Below are 18,489 nucleotides of genomic sequence, written 5' to 3'. Positions count from 1 at the left end.
TCAACTGAGGTTCAGCTTTTTTCGTCATTCTCCCAAGTAGGCTGACAGCATCCACACATGCTTGTCCGCTTCTTCAACTAATCCGACAAACAGGTCGGCAGTTGACGGGTCATTTTGTTCCTCGGCGATGCCGATGACAAATTTTGATTCGCGACTGATTTGTTTATAGTCTTGAACCAGTGATTCCACCATTTCAGCAGCCGTTTTTTCCTGGCCTTCATCCGTAATGGAAGCTTGTTCAAGGTAAGTGTGTAAAGTCGCCGCAGGCTGTCCGCCGATGGCCAGAAGTCGCTCTGCGATGGCATCCGCCGTTTCCGCCGCTTCGTTATACAGTTCTTCAAATTTTTCATGAAGCGTAAAGAAGTGAGGACCTTTTACATACCAATGAAAGCGGTGCAGTTTAGAGTAAAGGATAAACCAGTTTGATAATTGTGTGTTCATTGATTTCTCAACAAGAGTTTCAGTTTTTTTCGCGTTTTGTGTATTCATATTCATCGTCCTCCCTGTGATCTGTTAATTTAATTGTACTACATATCAAATAAAAATCAATACTAAATTATAATTATTATAATTTAGTTTAAGTGAACAGCTTTTTCTTTATAATCGATTCCCAGGCGGACCACGGAAAGAGTGAGCGGAAAGCCAATGTGAGCTTAACGCCCCTGCCGATCGGATACCGCAGTTTCTTCAGCCGTTTCCTTTGTGCCAATTGATAAATCAGCTCCGCTACGTCATCAGGATCGCCGCTTTTGGATGCGTTGGCTTTGAAGTAAGCTTCGATTTGCTGATAATAGCGGTAATAGGGCGAATCTTTGCCGGGGGCCGTAAGATGATTGGAGAGAGACGTCTCCCATATAGACGTTTTATAGGAGCCCGGTTCTATTAAAGCGGCATCAATTCCTAAAGGCAGCAGTTCGAGGCGCAGGCTCTCTGTAAACCCTTCAACCGCGAATTTGGAAGAGACATACGGAGATAGAGCCGGGAAACCGGTCAGTCCGCTGATACTGCTGATATTGAAGATTTTCGCCCCGCCATGTTTTCGCATATAAGGCAGTACGGTTTTTGTGACGTGAATCAGACCGAATACATTCGTTTCATACTGCTGTCTGTAATGTTCCATCAGCACATCTTCAATAAATCCCCCGTACGCAGTGCCGGCGTTATTGACGAGCAGGTCAATCGATCCGAAACCGCTGATGGTGTTCCCGAAGTCAGACACCGACTGCTCATTTGTCACATCTAAAGAAACGACCGTAACATGTTCGGATGCACCCGCTTGAGCGGCGGCCTCTTTCAGTATTTCAGCTTTCTCCGGCTGTCTGGCTGTTGCGATGACATGATAAGACCGGGCGAGCTTCAGCGCTGTCAGCAGCCCGAATCCGCTCGTCGCGCCGGTTACAATGGCAATTTTTCTGTTCATCTTATAATCCTCCCCGTTTGTGCTTATCTTTTAGTGTATATCATCTCGCGGAAAGAAGGAGAAATCGTTCGGAAATATGTCAGAATTGTTTTATAATGGAGTCAGCTTCGGATAGAAAGGGGTAAAGAAAAGATGGCATTAGAGGGATTGAAGGAAACATGGGATTTAAACTCCATTTTTGAGGGCGGGAGCCGGTCGGAAGAGTTTCAGCAATACATACAAGAGCTCAAAAAGCATCTAAGCGCTTTTCAACATGCGGTTGAAGCATTTACAGTTCCGGCGCATGCGGATGAAAGCCGGGAGCTGATCAATCTGATTGATAGGTTTGAACGGTCAGCGATCATGATCAGGCAGGCGGGAGCGTTCGTCGGCTGTCTTCAGGCTCAGAACACTCATGATCAGAAAGCGAATGAATGGAGGGCGCGGATCAATCAGCTGAGCAGTGATTTTAAATCCGCTCTGGTCACCCTTGACGATACACTTGCCCGGATTGACGAGCGGGTCTGGGAGGAGCTGCTGCAAAAACCGGAACTTCAGGATCTCACATATGTTTTAAATGAAAGAAGAGACCGGGTCAAAGAGAAGCTCAGCGCTTCAGAAGAAAGGCTGATTGAAGGTCTGGCCGTTGACGGCTATCACGCATGGGGCGACTTGTATAATGCGGCTGTCGGCAGAATGAAGATTCCATTTGAGGATAAAGAGCTGTCGGTCGGTCAAGCGGAAAATATGATGGCGCACCCGGATCGCCGCATCAGACATCAAGTGTTCAAAGAGCTTAATGAAGCGTGGAAAGGAGAAGAGGAGCTTTTCGGCAGCACGCTGAATCATCTGGCCGGCTTCCGCACGGAAATCTATAAAGCGCGGGGCTGGAAAAGCGCTTTGGAAGAGCCGCTTGCGATCAATCGGATGAAAAAAGAAACGCTGGATGTGATGTGGCAGGTCATTACCGATCATAAAAAGCCTTTTGCTGAATACCTGAATCGAAAGGCGTCTCTTTTAGGGCTTGAGCGGCTGAACTGGTATGATGTGGACGCACCGATCGGCGAGGCTCCGAAAGAATACACATATGATGAAGCGGCCAATCTGATCGTCAGCCAATTTTCGACGTTTGGCAAAAAGCTGTCCGCATTTACGGAAAAAGCGTTCCGTGATCGGTGGATAGAAGCGGAAGACCGCAGCGGTAAACGGGTCGGCGGTTTCTGCACCAGTTTTCCCGACAGCGGAGAATCCCGGATTTTTATGACGTTTTCCGGAAGCGCTTCGAATGTATCGACGCTGGCGCATGAGCTCGGTCACGCGTTCCATCAGGAGGCCATGCTCCAAGTGCGGCAGCTGAACAGAGCCTACGCTATGAATGTCGCTGAAACAGCCTCGACCTTTGCGGAAATGATCGTCGCCGACGCCGCTTTGAAACAAGCGGAGACAAAGGATGAAAAGCTGTTCTTGCTTGAAGATAAAATTCAAAGAAGCGTAGCCATGTTTATGAATATTCATGCGAGATTTTTATTTGAAACGCGTTTTTATGAAGAGCGGAAGCAGGGCGTCGTTCCGGCTGAGAAACTGAATGAACTGATGGAAGCGGCGCAGAAAGAAGCGTTTTGCGATTCATTAGGGGAATACCACCCTCATTTCTGGGCGTCAAAACTGCATTTTCATATTACGGGAGTGCCGTTTTACAACTTTCCGTATACGTTCGGTTATTTATTTTCGCTTGGAATATATGCAAGAGCTCTTCGGGAAAAAGCGGATTTTGAAGAAAAATATATCGCGCTTTTGTGTGACACGGCTTCGATGACTGTTGAGGATTTGGCGATGAAGCACCTTGGAGCGGATCTGACGGAACGGTCGTTTTGGGAAGACGCGGTCCGCCTTGCCGTACAGGATGTGCAGGAATTTTTAGAGCTGACTGAATGATAATCTTGAGATGAACCGGCCGGAGTGTTACCGCTCCGGTTCTTTTTTGTTTAATGAATGACAGCCGCCTCCCTTGGAAATACCTAAAAACGATCGGAATGGAATGGGAGTGAATCGCATGAAATGGTTCAGGACGGCGGGCGTTTTATGTCTTATGCTGATGCTGATTGCCGGCTGCCGATTGAATGAAGAAAAACGGGAAGCGGAACAAGACAGCACACCCGTGTCATCCGCGAAGCCGGTTCCTTACAGCAGCTTTGCCCTGCGCGTCAGCTACGGAGCCGGAGAGCATAACCGCTATGAAGGTTTGTATGAGAGAAAAAGCGGTCATGAAAAGGCGGACATCCGGGACAAGCTCTCAGGGGTTCACAGAGAGGGCGAGGAAGCGCTTGATGAAATGAAGATGATCCTCGGAGAACTTGCCGTAAACAGCCGGATGCAGGAAAGCGAGGTCGTCCGGCAGGTGCTCTCGGCTTTTAATTTGGACAGCCGCTATGACCATTTTTATCTGAAACTGAAAAAGAACGACGGAGAAATGACAGAAATAAAAAAATAACCGCCGTCCGCTGCTTTTTTGCCCAAAACTAATTGATAATGATATTCAGAGTCATTAATTTCTGTTACAATATAATCATGATCTCACGTTGAATGTTTAGGCAATTTGTTTATATACATAGTGTTGGGAAACTCAAAAAAGGAGCGGTTAGCGGTATGAGTGCAATTTCTACAGAGACGCTGAGCTTAGGGTACGGAGAAACTGTTATCATTGACGAATTGGATGTCGCGATTCCAAAAGGCGAAATCACTGTATTGATCGGAAGCAACGGCTGCGGAAAATCGACGCTTTTACGTTCATTGGCCCGGCTGATGAAACCGAGGGGCGGTTCTGTGCTTTTAGAAGGAAAAGCCATCGCTAAGCTTCCGACGAAGGAAGTGGCAAGAGAGCTCGCTATTTTGCCGCAGAGTCCGTCAGCTCCCGAAGGCCTGACGGTGCATCAGCTTGTGAAGCAGGGAAGATACCCTTATCAAAGCTGGCTGAAGCAATGGTCCAAAGAGGACGAAGACGCAGTGGCAAAAGCGCTTAAAGCGACGAAGCTTGAGGAAATGGCCGACCGTCCTGTGGATTCCTTGTCAGGCGGACAGCGCCAGCGCGCATGGATTGCGATGACACTCGCTCAGGATACGGATATCATTCTGCTTGATGAGCCGACAACTTATCTCGACATGACGCATCAAATTGAAATTCTTGATTTGCTGTTTGAATTAAATGAAAAAGAAAAACGCACAATCGTCATGGTGCTGCACGACCTCAATCTGGCATGCCGTTATGCCCATTATCTGGTCGCCATTAAGGATAAACAGATTTACGCAGAGGGCCGTCCCGAAGAAGTCATCACTTGCGAGCTTGTACAGCAGGTCTTTGCGATGAACTGCCAGGTAACGCAAGATCCGCTGTTCGGCACGCCGCTTTGCATTCCGCACGGACGCGGCAGATGTATCGTGCAGGAAGCGGCCCTCACCGCCCGATTGTCATAATCATGAAAAAGGGAAGGGAACGGTATGGAAGAGAAACTGCAGCAGCAGCTGGACGGCCTGCTTGAGAAATACACGGAACTATTGCTTGGCGAAACAAACCCGGATGTAAAGGAAGAAGTCAGGCAGTGGATTTTGTATACACATATCGCAAAAAGCATGCCTCCGCTCGTCAAACATTGGAATCAATCCTACCCGGACGCCAAAGAGGGCATCAAAGCTGCGATACAGCATATTAAACAGCTCAATGAAGCACACAGAAAAAAACAATAAAAAAAGCTTTCGGCATCAAAGAGAGGTGCCGGAAGCTTTTTTTTGCTGAAAAGGAATCAATAAAGGCTTCGTTCAATTCATAGGCGAAGAACTTTAATGTAACTAATGCACCCGTTTGTTTACGTATATTTCTTCCGCTTGCTGAACCAAGAAAAAAGGACCGCCGCAGCAATCCCTTTCTCTCTTTCCTATATATCACATTTCCTTTCGGCTACGTAATAACTCTTCAAATGCTTTTATATTTGTATCAAAATTGGGCACTGTTTGGGATTCCTCGGCACATTTGACTTGTGCTACAACCAAATCATGAAAAGGTGTTGAAATGCCAGTACCTTCTGCCATTTTGGGAATAACTCCATTAATATAATCAATTTCAGTTTTGCGTTTTTTCTCAAGATCCTGGAGCATACTTGCTCTTAGCAGCCTGGATGGTTCCATGGCTGACCTAAATGTTTGGATACGTTCAGGAATATCATTTTCACTTCTTAATTCCAAAGATTCTAAATCAAGGCCGCCCATTTTCGCAAATTTGACACCATTGGCGTGTCCAACCTTAATCGTCTCATCTGCGATATGGACTGCACTAACAATGCCGATTTCATGGTCAAGGATGTCTCCGTATTCTCCGTTTAAAGCTGCCGATAAACCACTGAATGCATTATTGATAAGTAATTTTGACCACTTCGTTCCAACTAAATTATCGGAAATATGTGTTCCGCCGATAAGGTCTAAAACCGATTTAATACGCTGGATTCTTTCTGTTGTTTCACCATGTAATTCTCCAATTTGAAAAGCGTACTCTTTAAATTGAGTATACTCAGTTGTAAGTCTGGATACGCCCGGCTCAATAAACGTAGCACCAAATTCAACAGAACCTGCAATAACACGTTCATCACCAACGATCGAAGCAACTTTCTGTTCAGGTATACCGTTTTGCAAGGAACATACTACACTGTCATCCTTTAAAAAAGGCAGCAACTCTTTAAGAATGGAGTCATTATATAATTGTTTCGTCAGAAGTAATATTAAATCATACTTGCCTGACTTGTTTTCAGGGGTAATGGCTTTCACTTTTGCTTGAAATTCCGTTGTACCAACTACTTTAGCACCTATTTGATTTAGAGTATCTACATGTTCTTTGTACGAATCAATCAATTCGACATCCATTCCGCCAGCAGACAGATATGCTCCAACTATGGTTCCTAAAGAACCTGCTCCTAAAACTGCAATTCTCATTGTAAACGCTCCTTATTTTTCCTCTAAGTAGTTATAAACCGGCTGTGCTGCATTTAAGGTTAAATCCGTAAGAATATGAGATGCTGAAACGACTTCTAATACAGGCAAATCTGCAAGAGGTGCCAGAGCATGTTCAAATAATTGAAGCCGCGCCGGTCCAGTCCAGGCACCTTTAACTTCTATATTCGTTATTTGCGTTCGCACCAAATCACAAACCCTTAAATCACCATTGTAATCAGTAGCAATCTTAACCATAAAATTAGGTCGGCAAATTTCCCTTTTCGCTTTTTCCTTGTCCATTTCGAAATGTTTATATCCCATAGTCGCAGTTGCCACACGAAGACTGCCATAATCCAATGTGCCGACAAGAGTATCAGAGTCTATATACAGCTTAGGGGCACCCAATTTCTTTGGGTATGCAGTAAGTTCCCGTCCGCTTGCAATAGCCGGGAAATTGTCAACATACATAGAATGTACATAATCTCCTTCTTCACCATTAAAGCTGACAGGGATGACTTGTCCTGCCTCTGTATAGGCGCCAAGTCCGGAAACATCGGGCATCCACATCACTTCGAATTTCACTAAAGGTTCAGTAATTTCAAGAGGTTCTGGCACTGCCGCACGTAAAGCTTTTTCATCCGTTCGGTAAATAATATTAAGATATTCCCGGTTAACAAATTTATAGGTTGGCACGGGGTAAGCAGGTGATGTTAAAGGTGTGTTTAAATTTTTAACAATGTTATTCACATCAATTTTCATAGTATGGGACCCCTTTCTTTTTCTTTTTTATGTTTTTTCAATTTAACTATGCTATTATCTTACATTCGCATTTACATTTAATCCAATACATAATAAGGTATATATATATTTATTGAAATAAATGAGGGGAGCAGACAGATGGAATTGCTGCAGCTAAAATACTTTCAGACAGTTGCCTATACTGAACATATTTCTAAAGCGGCAGAACAATTAAAGATTGCCCAGCCTTCTTTAAGTCTCACTATAAAAAGACTTGAGAATGAACTGGGAACAACCTTGTTTGAGAGAAAAGGCAGAAATATTAAGCTGAGTTCAGCAGGGAAAATTCTTTTAAAACATGTAAACAGGATTTTTACTGAGATTGAAAATGCACAAACGGAAATTCAATTGGAGGAACATCAAATGTCTGACACCATCAGAATATCTATTTCCAATCCAAGATTCCTTGCAGGACTGATGAGTGAATATATCAACCGCTCCCCTCAATCAAAAATTCTTCAAGCAATCGGAGTTAAAAGCGAGATCATAACAAGTTTAAAAAAAGGGGACATTGATTTAGGAATAACAGGTCATCCGATTCAAGATGAAGAGATAGAGAGTTGTGTGCTGGTAAATGAAGATATTGTTCTGGCTTTGCCCTCAAACCACCGATTTACGGGTAAAACAGAAATTTCTTTACGCCTTGTCGCCGATGAACCATTTATTACCCTTGCTAATAATGAAGAGTATAGCGGTTTTACAGCCTCGCTTTGTGAGAAAGCTGGTTTCACCCCAAATATTGCATTTGAGGCAGATTCTCATTTACTAGTCGAGATTTTAAAGCTGGATCAAGGTGTGGCGTTGCTTCCCATTTCAGTTTGCAGAACATTGGGGCTGAATTTTATAAAAGTGACTGATCACTCTGCTTCATATCCAGTCGGCTTATCTTGGATGAGACATAAGCTGTTGTCTTCTTCGGTAAGAAATTTTCGTGACTTTATTATGTCGTACTATAAAGATAACTATGAAATGTTTAAAGTTTATTAAAGGGTTTCATCATTATTTTATTGAATTTCCCCCATTTCCCGTTTCACTTGTTGCGGGATGGGTACTTGCGATTGTTGTTTTCTTAATTTTAAAGTTTTCGAACGGAAGCCCTTGGTGTTATACAACGTTGCTTTTTGCAATGCCGGCTTCCTTTGACACGCTGTTAAAAATTAATGTTTTTTAGTTGGTTTTAAAAGCCTACTATTATCCGTTTTGCTATACGGATCTCGTGAATTTTTTCAATTGTTCTTTTCGATCATAATTAGATATTTACTGAGCGTAAAACATTGGAACGAATCCTGTCCGGGCACCAAAGAGGGCATCAAAGTTGCGATGCGATACAGCACATTAAACAGCTCAATGAAGCTCACAGAAAAAAACAATAAAAAGCTTCCGGCATCAAAGAGAGGTGCCGGAAGCTTTTTTTACTGAAAAGGAATCAATAAAGGCCCGTAATGCACTGCTCATATATGAATCCTTCCGCGTGACGAATTCCGTTTTCATCATGCTGAAAGATTCGGGAATGGTCCATATCTGAACCGCGCCCAGTGCGGCGTGCTGTGCGATCACGCTTCTCGGAAGCAGTGTAATGCCGAGTCCCGCCGTCACTCCGCCGATAATCGCTTCAAGTGTGCCGAATTCCATCATGACCGGATGCGCCGTGCCTATGGAATGAAGCCACCGCTCTAATGTGTCACGGTATGTGCAGCCCGTGCTGTACACAAGAAGCGGCTTTTTCACCGCTTCTTCTATAGCAGTGACGGCAGCGGGAGTCACGACAACGGCTTCTTCTTCAAAGGCCGGGATGGAGTGCAAATCCGGATGATTAAAGTGACAGCCGATAAATGCACCGTCCAATTCATAGCGAAGAACTTTATCAGTTACATATTGTGTATGTCCTGTCGTAAGGGACAGCTCCACATCAGGATACCGCTCATAATAAGATGCCAAAAGCTTCGGCAGCCTGACGGCGGCTGTTGTCTGGGTCGAGCCGATCATGAGCGGTCCGCTCGGCTTGTCCGTTGAAGCGAGCGCCATTTTGGCTTCTTCAATCAGACCGACAACCTGATCCGCATATTGGAGGAGCACCGTGCCGCTTGAGGATAGGGTCATCCCGCGGTTATGGCGGAAAAACAACTCGGTTTTCAGATCTTCTTCCAGCTGGCGGATTCTGGCCGTCACATTTGACTGCACATAGCCGAGACGCGCAGCCGCCTTTGTAATCGAACCTTCACGGGCCACCATCTGAAAAATCCGCAAATCTCCGCTCTCCATTGTCATCTCTCCCTCTTTGCTATCACTTTTTGTGATGTGAAACATCTCTAACAATCATTATACGGAAATTCAGATCTCCATTACAATAAACATATCAGCTGATGAACATAGATCGTAAGAGGAGAGGGAGCAATGAATTTACAACATAAAACGGCACTGGTCACAGGTGGCGGTACAGGAATCGGAAGAGCAGCGTGCCTTGCCTTGGCAAAACGGGGAGCGGCTGTCGTCATTAACTATTCACATTCAAAAACGGAAGCGGAACAAACAGCTGAATTCATAACAAAGGCAGGCGGACGCGCGATGACCATTCAAGCGGACGTTTCTATAGACAAACAGGCGAGAGACATGGTGAACGAAGCGGCCGGCTGCTTCGGAAGTCTTGATTTACTCGTAAATAATGCGAGCATCACCAGACATATTCCGCTTCATGATTTGGAATCTGCAACGAAAGAAGTATGGGATGAATTATTTGCTGTCAACGTAAGCGGGATGTTTCATTGCGCAAGAGCGGCAGCGCCTCATATGAAAAAACAAAAGTCAGGCGCTATTGTGAATGTCGGGAGCATCGCCGGTCTGACGGGAGCGGGTTCTTCCCTTCCGTATGCCGTTTCCAAAGCGGCGGTGCATGGCCTGACAAAATCATTGGCCCATGCGCTGGCGCCGGACATCCGTGTAAGCTGTGTCGCGCCCGGAGCCGTTGCGACAAGATGGTGGATGGGTCGGGAAGAGACGATGTACCGGCTTGCCGGAAGCCTTCCGCTGGAACGGATCGCCGCTCCGGAGGATATCGGAGAACTGATTTGCTCTGTGCTGGAGCAGGAATCACTGACGGGACAAATCATAACAGCCGATTGCGGACAGACGATGTGACGAAAGGAGAGAGAAATGATGCCGTTTGTACAGATCCATTTACAGAAAGGAAAAAACGGTCCTTGGCTCAAAAAAATGAGCACCGTTATTCACACCGCGATGACGGAGATGATTGATGTTCCGCATGATGACTATTTTCAAGTGGTACATCAGCACGAAAAAGGAGAGTTTTTCTATGATCCGTCATATCTACAAGTCGAGCGGAGCGATGAACTGATGTTTATCCGCTTCACTCTGAAAAACTCCAGAACAACTCATCAGAAACAAGCATTCTATCAGCATTTGGCTGACCGGCTGCACGAAAAACTGGGCGTCAGAAAAGAAGATGTGTTTATCGTCCTTTCAGGCAACGCAGCGGAAGACTGGTCATTCGGAAACGGAGAGGCCCAGATGATATAAAAAAATCCCGCGGCATCCGCGGGATTTTTCTTTGTTAAACGGCTTTCGCCTTTTCTTCTTGTTTGCCTGTCTTTTTGTTTGTCAGTTTAATTGATTTAACAAACAGCGTGAGGATCAATCCGGCAGCGATAAAGGCCAGGCCTGTGAAAAACACGCTGTGAAGCGAATCCATCAGTGACGTTTTCAAAACCGGCACGATATGGGAAGAAAATGCGGCCGGAATCTGCTTAATCGATTCCTGACTGAACAAGGATTGAAGCAGCCCTTCAGGATTCTTGTCAATCATACCTTTAAACTGGGCGGCAAAGGCACTTGCCTGTTTCGGCAGTGAGTCTAAGTAAGGCACCAGTCTGTCGGTTAAAAGGCTTCCTGATCTGGCATTCATGACAGCGCCGAGCACCGTAATGCCGAACGTTCCCCCGATCATCCGGAAAAATTGGCTTGAAGAGGTCACAACACCCAGCTCTTCTTTTGAAAACGTTTCTTGCAGAGCGAGCGTGAGAAGCGGCATGACGAGCCCCATTCCCAGACCGATCACGGCCATATAGCATGTAGCCGCGAGCTTGCTTGTATCCAGCTGCAAAGTCGTTAATAAGAAGAAGCCGACAGCCATGATCAGCATGCCGATCATGATTTGCGGTTTAATACCGATCTTATAAACCAGCTGGCCTCCGATAATACTTGTGATAATCATAGATACCATCATCGGCGTCATAATCGTGCCGGACGCGGTGGCGCTGACTCCGATAATTCCCTGCATAAAGAAAGGAACAAACGTGACGGCGCCGAACATGCCGATACTCATGAAAAAGCCGATCAGATTCAATACGGTAAACGTTCTGTTTTTAAACAGGTACATCGGCAGAATCGGTTCTTTTGCTTTGATTTCAGCGAAAATGAATCCGACAATCCCGGCAAGTGCAAGCGCAAAGAGACCGAGAATCTGCCAAGAGCCCCATGCGTAATCCTTTCCTCCGAAGCTGAGCGCGAGGAGGAGGCTGACGATTCCGACGATCATTGTGAAAATGCCGGCGATGTCAAAGTTAATCGGCCCGGTCTGTTTTCTGCCTTGAAGTCCTCTTGCGATAAAGATGACGGCTAAAATTCCGACAGGCAGGTTGATATAGAAAACCCATTTCCAATTTAATGAGTCAACAATCCATCCTCCGATTTGCGGGCCGATCACGGAAGCAAGCCCGTAAATCGCCCCGAAAAGCCCTTGGAACTTGGCACGCTGTTTCCCTGTGAACAAATCCCCGATGACGATCATAGCCATCGGCATCATGACACCGCCGCCGATTCCCTGAAGTCCGCGGAAAATAATCAGTTCCGTCATGTTGCTGGCCATTCCGCACAGTGCGGAAGCTCCCATAAAAATCAATAAACCTGACACATAGACGACGCGGCGCCCCAATAAATCTGCAAGTTTCCCCGCAATCGGAACGATCGTCGTCGAAGTTAAAAGATATGCCGTGGTCAGCCACGTCATCATGCTTAATCCCCCGAGGTCACCCACGATTTTAGGAATCGCCGTTCCTACGATGGTGCCGTCAAGGGCTGAGAAAAACATGGCGATGATTAAGCCGGTTATTAATAATGTGCGTTTTGGATCTTTCTTTTCAATGCTCATGTTTCGGCAGCTCCTCTTTTCTATTCGTTTTCTTTTTGATCAGCCGCGTATTTCTCGGCTGCTTCAGCTACTTTACGGATGATGTTCACGGACTGAATCAGTTCATCGTCAGTCAGAACGGACAGGTTTCGCGCCAGTATCGCTTTCCGTCCTTCCACAACTTCTTCGAATTTTGTTTCGCCTTTTTTGGTGAGGCTGATGTCGATGACGCGTCTGTCCTGCTGGTTATGTTTGCGGACGATAAGTCCTTTTTGTTCGAGTCGGTCGGCCATCAGCGTCACTGCGCTCGGTTTTACCTCCATGCGTTCCGCAATTTCAGAAACTTTGCAGCTCCCGTGTTTTTTCAAGCTGGCTAAAACAAATAATTGGGCAGGCGTCACCTCGTGTTTTGCCATGCTTTCCACCATTTCAGGCTGTATGTTTTGCAGCAGCGTCTGAAGAGATTTCTGGATGTCAGACACATATTGATCCGCGTTTTTCATAACTCCTCCTCATCTTGTTCCTCGAGAAAATAATTAACATTAGTTAAATATAAATAAGGATTAATGATAAGTCAATCTTTTTGTGCAAAAATAAAAAAAGGATTGATGCTTGGCGAAAACATCAAATCCTTCTTCGTTTTACTGCTGGTAGGGAGACTGCTGCTGAATAGTCTGCCGGAACTTTTGATACGATTGCTGAAGCTTTTGGGTATCGGCTGCTTCGATGGAATACCAGCCATTTTGAAACATCACATCGTATAATCTTCTTTGCGCTTTTTGTGACTCATCGAAAATCGCCTGAATATCTTGATAAAGAGACTCGTGGCTGAACTCGTGCAGGGCTGTGCAATATGAAGCCGTGATGTATTTTTCCGTCGTCAGCAGCTCATTCACCAAGTCTCTGTCATTCATTTGCGCCGTATTGGGCACGGGCGTTTGCGGATTCGTGATTTTTTGATTTTGCTGTTCCATGTATTGTCCTCCTATTGCATATAGCCTGTTGTTGTCTGTCCGCCTTGATCGGGGTTCAAGCGGTCCAATATGTGCTGATAATGCTTCTGATGCATCCGGCCGATCTGATCAAGCTCTTGTTTTAACGTCTGATTCTGGCAATGTTCCGCCATAAAATGCGCTTTTTTCATGGCAAGCAGATTCCAGTTCAGCATGTCCTCAAGATACAAATGGTCTTTCGTTGAGATGACGGCAGGCGGCAAGTTTCCGTGCTGCTCTTGGTTGTTCATATAAACGCCTCCTTCAATTCTGTTCTTTTTAGCTTTCTCTGCGATCAGGATTTCATACACGAATAAAAGAAAAAGGAGGGAGTTCATCCTTGCTGCGGAGCATATGTTTATTTTTGTCGAAAAATAAAATGCTTACAAAATTCGCCCAGGCTTACGGAATCCGCTTCGGTGCGGGAAGGTTCGTTGCAGGGGAAACACTCACGGAAGCTGTGAAAACGGTAAAGCGGCTGAACCAAAAAGGGCTGTCGGCTTCGATAGATTATCTAGGTGAATATGCGGGTTCAGAGAAGGATGCGAAAAGGACGGCGGAAGAATGTAAAAAAGCAATCAGGGCGATTGCCGAGAATCAACTGGATTGTGAGCTGTCACTGAAATTAACTTCCATCGGTCTGGATATTTCCGAGAAACTCGCGGAACAGCATGTCAGAGACATATTGACGGAGGCAAAAGAACGCTGCGTGCCTGTAACGATTGATATGGAGGACTATTCAAGATGCGGCCGTACACTCGAGCTGTATAAGCGGTGCAAGCCGGATTTTCCGATGCTCGGCACCGTCATTCAGGCTTATTTGTACCGGGCAGCTGAAGACATCAGCGGTCTGATGCCATACAAGCCGCGGCTCAGGCTTGTAAAAGGCGCTTATAAAGAATCGGCGGCCGTTGCATTCCCTGATAAAAAAGCAACCGATCTTCATTTTCAGCAGCTGATTAAGCTGCAGCTTTTGAGCGGCCATGAAACGGCGGTGGCGACTCATGATGATGACATCATTTCTTATACGAAAACACTCATCAGCGAACATCAAATTCCCCGGGAGCAGTTTGAATTCCAAATGCTGTACGGCATCAGAACGGAGCGCCAGAAGGAGCTTGCCGAAGAAGGGTACAGGATGAGGGTGTATGTCCCGTACGGAACCGATTGGTACGGGTACCTGATGAGAAGAATTGCCGAGCGCCCGGCAAACGCGGCGTTTGTGCTGAAAGGGATCTTCAAAAAATAACGGCTGCTCCAAAAAGCAGCCGCAGCATGTTATTCCATGTTGTCTTTTTTATATTGCTGATTTTGGCTCGTCCGTTTGCCGCCGCCGTATTTTTGCTTCGGTCCCGCATTTCCTTTCATGCTGGCCGCGCTCACTGCGGCAGAAGACGGATCTTTTCTCCCTCGCACCATTCCATTCACCTCCGGGTTTAAGTTTCCCGCCCGCGCCATGGAACATGCGGAAGCCGAAAAATTAAAAAAATTCCATATTTGCTATTGAAGTCATCCTGAAAATCTTTTAAGATGAAAGAAGAAAAGGGTTTCATTTTTTTTGCCGAAAAAATGAATGACTATTCATTCAAAGTTCAAGGGGGATGACTCATGCACAAGTTTATAAAGAAAGCAGCCGTTCTCGGATCAGGCGTCATGGGGTCCGGAATTGCCGCGCACTTGGCTAACATCGGAATTCCCGTCCTGCTGCTTGATATTGTGCCAAACGAGCTGACAAAGGATGAGATGAAAAAAGGGCTGACATTAGAAAGCCCGGAGGTCCGCAGCAGGCTGAGTCGATCGGCCATGCAAAAGCTGCTGAAGCAAAAACCGGCGCCGCTGACTTCGGCTGCCAATCTCGACTATATAACTGCGGGGAATTTGGAAGATGACGCAGCTCAATTGAAGGATGCTGATTGGATTATTGAAGTCGTCGTCGAAAATCTTGACGTAAAAAAACAGATTTTCTCACTCGTTGATGAATACCGGAAACCGGGAAGCATCGTGTCGAGCAATACGTCCGGTATCTCCGTCACAAAAATGGCGGAAGGCCGATCTGCCGATTTTAAAGCTCATTTCTTAGGAACCCATTTCTTTAATCCGGCCCGCTACTTAAAGCTTCTGGAAATCATTCCGATTCAGGAAACAGATCCTGACGTACTGGAGTTTATGACTTCATTTGCAGAAAACACGCTTGGGAAAGGTGTCGTCATCGCAAAAGACACGCCTAACTTTATCGCCAACCGCATCGGTACGTACGGCCTGCTGGTCACGGTAAGAGAAATGCTTTCTTCCGGCTGCCGCATCGGCGAGGTGGACACGGTGACCGGGCCTTTGATCGGCAGACCGAAAAGCGCGACCTTCAGAACCCTTGACGTTGTGGGGCTTGATACGTTCGCCCATGTGGCAAAAAATGTGTATGATAAAGCCGACGGCGCTGAAAAAGACATGTTTAAGCTTCCTGAATTTATGAATGACATGCTGAAAAACAATTGGCTGGGCAGCAAATCAGGCCAAGGTTTTTACAAAAAAGAAGGTAAAACAATATATGAACTCGATCCGCTGACCATGACATACGGTGAGCGTTCGAAAATGAAGACGCCCGCTTTAGAAGCCGCCAAACAGGCAAAGGGTGCCAAAGGCAAAATGAAAGCGCTTGTATACTCCGATGACCGCGCCGGACGCCTGCTTTGGAATATTACATCGCAAACACTCTTATACTCAGCCCGGCTTTTAGGTGAGATCGCTGATGATATCAAAGCGATTGACGACGCCATGAAATGGGGCTTCGGATGGGAGCTCGGCCCGTTTGAGATGTGGGATGCCATCGGCGTCAGAAAATCAGCGGAGCGGCTCGAAGAAGAAGGTGCAGCACTCCCCGGCTGGGTGAAAGAAATGCTTGATCAGGGCCATGAAACATTTTATATGAAGGAAAACGGAACACCATTTTACTATTCAGACGGCCAATACAGGGCTGTGAAAGAAAATCCGAAACGGATCAGCCTGCAAACGTTAAAAGAAACAAAAGGCGTTATCACTAAAAACAGCGGCGCAAGTCTGATTGATCTCGGCGATGATGTCGCGCTGCTGGAATTTCATACGAAAAGCAACGCGATCGGCTTAGACATTATTCAGATGATTGACAATGCGCTTGAGGAAACGGAGCGGAATTATAAAGGTCTTGTCATCGGTAACCAAGGCAGACATTTCTGCGCGGGGGCAAACCTTGCGATGATTTTGATGGAAGCTCAGGATGATAACTTCATGGAAGTCGATTTTGTCATCCGCCGTTTTCAGCAGACGATGCTGAACATCAAATACAGCGGTAAACCCGTTGTCGCGGCGCCATTCGGGATGACACTCGGCGGCGGCACGGAAGTCTGTCTCCCGGCGGCACGCGTTCAGGCGGCGAGCGAATCGTATATGGGTCTCGTTGAAACCGGCGTCGGCCTTATTCCGGGCGGCGGAGGAAACAAAGAGCTGTACATGAATTATTTGGACGGCGGAAGTGAACTGATGGACGCGGCCATCAAAACCTTTGAAACAATCGCGCTTGCCAAAGTGTCCGGTTCGGCACACGAAGCCCGTGATATGAAGATTTTGTCCGCGGCTGACCGTATCAGCATGAATCAGGATCACCTGCTGCACGATGCGAAACAGCTGGCTGCTTCCTTATATGACAGCGGATACCGCCCGCCTGCCCGCAAAAAAGTGAAAGTCACCGGAGAAACCGGCTGTGCGGCATTACTGCTCGGAGCAGACCAAATGAGACGGTCGGGTTATTTATCCGATCACGATATGAAGATTGCGAAGAAGCTGGCCCATGTCATTGCCGGCGGAAGAGTCCCGTTCGGCACGGAGGTTTCAGAAGAATATTTACTCGAGGTTGAAAGAGAAGCCTTTTTAAGCCTCGCTGGCGAGGCGAAATCTCAAGCGAGAATGCAGCATATGCTCGTCAAAGGCAAACCTTTACGGAACTAGGAGGGTGTTTATGAGAGAAGCAGTCATTGTGGCCGGTGCGAGAACCCCGGTCGGTAAAGCGAAAAAAGGATCGCTTGCAGCCGTTCGTCCTGATGATTTAGGTGCGCTTTGTGTAAAAGAAACGCTGAAACGGGCAGGCGGCTATGAAGGAAATATCGATGACTTAATTATCGGCTGTGCAACACCTGAAGCCGAACAAGGATTAAATATGGCGCGGAATATCGGTGCGCTGGCGGGGCTTCCTCATACGGTGCCGGCCATTACGGTGAACCGCTACTGCTCTTCCGGGCTCCAATCCATCGCTTACGGTGCTGAAAAAATCATGATCGGCGCGGGAGACACCGTCATTGCGGGCGGTGCGGAATCCATGTCGCAAGTTCCGATGATGGGGCATGTGACCCGCCCGAATATCGCTTTGGCTGAGCATGCGCCTGAGTATTACATGAGCATGGGGCACACAGCGGAGCAGGTCGCCGAAACGTACGGCGTATCCAGAGAAGACCAGGATGCATTTGCCGTCCGCAGCCATCAGAATGCCGCTAAAGCCCTTAAAGAAGGCAAATTCAATGACGAAATCGTGCCGGTTGAAGTATCGCTGACAGAAGTCGGTGATGACCATAAGCCGCGGAAAAAACAATTTACCTTTTCTCAAGATGAAGGCGTTCGTCCCGGCACATCGGCTGACGTCTTGGCGAAGCTCCGTCCGGCTTTTTCTAAAACGGGAACCGTGACGGCCGGGAACTCTTCACAAACAAGTGACGGCGCGGCGGCTGTCATGCTGATGGATCGCGAAAAAGCATCGTCGCTCGGATTGGCGCCGCTTGTCAAATTCCGTTCCTTTGCCGTAGGCGGCGTTCCGCCTGAGGTAATGGGGATAGGTCCGATTGAAGCTATTCCGCGGGCGCTCAAGCTTGCCGGACTCGAATTACAGGATATCGGGCTTTTTGAATTGAATGAGGCCTTTGCTTCACAGGCCATTCAAGTCATCAGATCGCTTGGGATAGATGAAGAAAAGGTGAACGTCAACGGAGGCGCCATCGCGCTCGGACATCCGCTCGGATGCACGGGAACGAAGCTGACCCTGTCACTCATTCATGAAATGAAACGGAGAAACGAGCAATTCGGCGTGGTGACGATGTGCATCGGAGGCGGCATGGGCGCTGCCGGCGTATTTGAGCTCATTTAAAACAAGGGGGAAACGA

General features: G+C 46.8%; 19 protein-coding genes and 1 pseudogene. 10 read left to right on the top strand and 10 right to left on the bottom strand.

The window, feature by feature from the left end; all coding sequences use genetic code 11:
- Positions 1-24: 24 nt before the first annotated feature.
- Both SB847_RS12120 and SB847_RS12115 read right to left on the bottom strand, forming a co-directional pair.
- Entirely contained in the window at positions 25-489 is a 465-nt protein-coding gene (locus SB847_RS12120; RefSeq protein ID WP_038459773.1) for a Dps family protein, read from the bottom strand.
- An 88-nt stretch (positions 490-577) separates the two neighbouring features.
- Positions 578-1,420: an oxidoreductase gene (locus SB847_RS12115; protein WP_326155822.1), complete on the bottom strand. Its 843-nt coding sequence runs from the start codon at positions 1,418-1,420 to the stop codon at positions 578-580.
- Between the two features lie 132 nt (positions 1,421-1,552).
- Here SB847_RS12115 and SB847_RS12110 point away from each other — a divergent pair, with 132 nt between their 5' ends.
- The 4 genes and pseudogenes from SB847_RS12110 (at position 1,553) to SB847_RS12095 (ending at position 5,140) form a co-directional block, all read left to right on the top strand.
- On the top strand, positions 1,553-3,334 hold the full coding sequence (locus tag SB847_RS12110) for a M3 family oligoendopeptidase (RefSeq protein ID WP_224223793.1): 1,782 nt from the start codon (positions 1,553-1,555) through the stop codon (positions 3,332-3,334).
- Between the two features lie 118 nt (positions 3,335-3,452).
- Entirely contained in the window at positions 3,453-3,890 is a 438-nt protein-coding gene (locus SB847_RS12105) for a YusW family protein (protein WP_410563430.1), read from the top strand.
- A gap of 155 nt (positions 3,891-4,045) precedes the next feature.
- The gene (locus tag SB847_RS12100; RefSeq protein ID WP_012118397.1) at positions 4,046-4,870 is read left to right on the top strand and encodes an ABC transporter ATP-binding protein; all 825 of its coding nucleotides are present in this window, start codon (positions 4,046-4,048) and stop codon (positions 4,868-4,870) included.
- A 2-nt stretch (positions 4,871-4,872) separates the two neighbouring features.
- Positions 4,873-5,140: pseudogene (locus SB847_RS12095) on the top strand (YusU family protein).
- Between the two features lie 195 nt (positions 5,141-5,335).
- Here SB847_RS12095 and SB847_RS12090 read toward each other — a convergent pair.
- Together SB847_RS12090 and SB847_RS12085 are read right to left on the bottom strand one after the other, a co-directional pair.
- Complete coding sequence (locus SB847_RS12090) at positions 5,336-6,376, bottom strand: ketopantoate reductase family protein (RefSeq protein WP_410563426.1); 1,041 nt, start codon at positions 6,374-6,376, stop codon at positions 5,336-5,338.
- A gap of 12 nt (positions 6,377-6,388) precedes the next feature.
- Complete coding sequence (locus tag SB847_RS12085) at positions 6,389-7,135, bottom strand: acetoacetate decarboxylase (RefSeq protein WP_007613633.1); 747 nt, start codon at positions 7,133-7,135, stop codon at positions 6,389-6,391.
- 138 nt (positions 7,136-7,273) lie between these two features.
- On the opposite strand from SB847_RS12085, the gene SB847_RS12080 reads away from it, so the two are divergent.
- Entirely contained in the window at positions 7,274-8,161 is an 888-nt protein-coding gene (locus SB847_RS12080; protein ID WP_410563423.1) for a LysR family transcriptional regulator, read from the top strand.
- Positions 8,162-8,560: 399 nt separating this feature from the next.
- Here SB847_RS12080 and SB847_RS12075 read toward each other — a convergent pair whose 3' ends face one another.
- Positions 8,561-9,436, bottom strand: coding sequence for a LysR family transcriptional regulator (locus tag SB847_RS12075; protein ID WP_046702224.1), 876 nt, complete (start codon positions 9,434-9,436; stop codon positions 8,561-8,563).
- 132 nt (positions 9,437-9,568) lie between these two features.
- Between SB847_RS12075 and SB847_RS12070 the strand changes: the two genes are divergently transcribed.
- Positions 9,569-10,309 carry an SDR family NAD(P)-dependent oxidoreductase gene (locus SB847_RS12070; RefSeq protein WP_046702225.1) on the top strand — a complete coding sequence of 247 codons (741 nt, stop codon included), beginning with the start codon at positions 9,569-9,571 and terminating at the stop codon, positions 10,307-10,309.
- Positions 10,310-10,327: 18 nt separating this feature from the next.
- Positions 10,328-10,708 (top strand): tautomerase family protein, encoded by a 381-nt coding sequence (locus SB847_RS12065; RefSeq protein WP_046702226.1) that lies wholly within the window; start codon positions 10,328-10,330, stop codon positions 10,706-10,708.
- Between the two features lie 34 nt (positions 10,709-10,742).
- Here SB847_RS12065 and SB847_RS12060 read toward each other — a convergent pair whose 3' ends face one another.
- The 4 genes from SB847_RS12060 to SB847_RS12045 form a co-directional block, all read right to left on the bottom strand.
- Complete coding sequence (locus tag SB847_RS12060) at positions 10,743-12,338, bottom strand: MDR family MFS transporter (protein WP_007410079.1); 1,596 nt, start codon at positions 12,336-12,338, stop codon at positions 10,743-10,745.
- 20 nt (positions 12,339-12,358) lie between these two features.
- The gene (locus SB847_RS12055; RefSeq protein ID WP_410577869.1) at positions 12,359-12,820 is read right to left on the bottom strand and encodes a MarR family winged helix-turn-helix transcriptional regulator; all 462 of its coding nucleotides are present in this window, start codon (positions 12,818-12,820) and stop codon (positions 12,359-12,361) included.
- Positions 12,821-12,958: 138 nt separating this feature from the next.
- On the bottom strand, positions 12,959-13,291 hold the full coding sequence (locus SB847_RS12050) for a spore coat protein (protein ID WP_003151830.1): 333 nt from the start codon (positions 13,289-13,291) through the stop codon (positions 12,959-12,961).
- An 11-nt stretch (positions 13,292-13,302) separates the two neighbouring features.
- Positions 13,303-13,560, bottom strand: coding sequence for a hypothetical protein (locus SB847_RS12045; protein WP_061862549.1), 258 nt, complete (start codon positions 13,558-13,560; stop codon positions 13,303-13,305).
- Between the two features lie 89 nt (positions 13,561-13,649).
- Between SB847_RS12045 and SB847_RS12040 the strand changes: the two genes are divergently transcribed.
- Complete coding sequence (locus SB847_RS12040) at positions 13,650-14,558, top strand: proline dehydrogenase family protein (RefSeq protein ID WP_017418958.1); 909 nt, start codon at positions 13,650-13,652, stop codon at positions 14,556-14,558.
- 29 nt (positions 14,559-14,587) lie between these two features.
- Here the strand turns inward: SB847_RS12040 and SB847_RS12035 are convergent, their stop codons facing one another.
- Positions 14,588-14,728, bottom strand: a complete 141-nt coding sequence (locus SB847_RS12035; protein ID WP_003151836.1) for a YuzL family protein — start codon at positions 14,726-14,728, stop codon at positions 14,588-14,590.
- A gap of 189 nt (positions 14,729-14,917) precedes the next feature.
- Here SB847_RS12035 and SB847_RS12030 point away from each other — a divergent pair, with 189 nt between their 5' ends.
- Together SB847_RS12030 and SB847_RS12025 are read left to right on the top strand one after the other, a co-directional pair.
- On the top strand, positions 14,918-17,287 hold the full coding sequence (locus SB847_RS12030; RefSeq protein WP_410577867.1) for a 3-hydroxyacyl-CoA dehydrogenase/enoyl-CoA hydratase family protein: 2,370 nt from the start codon (positions 14,918-14,920) through the stop codon (positions 17,285-17,287).
- A gap of 10 nt (positions 17,288-17,297) precedes the next feature.
- Positions 17,298-18,473, top strand: coding sequence for an acetyl-CoA C-acetyltransferase (locus SB847_RS12025; protein ID WP_003151841.1), 1,176 nt, complete (start codon positions 17,298-17,300; stop codon positions 18,471-18,473).
- The last annotated feature ends 16 nt before the right edge of the window (positions 18,474-18,489 follow it).

The sequence above is a fragment of the Bacillus sp. SIMBA_026 genome (assembly GCF_046535335.1).
Classification (GTDB): Bacteria; Bacillota; Bacilli; order Bacillales; family Bacillaceae; genus Bacillus; species Bacillus velezensis.
The sequence above is the reverse complement of the archived record's forward strand: the minus strand, read 5'-3'. Positions and strand labels throughout refer to the sequence as shown.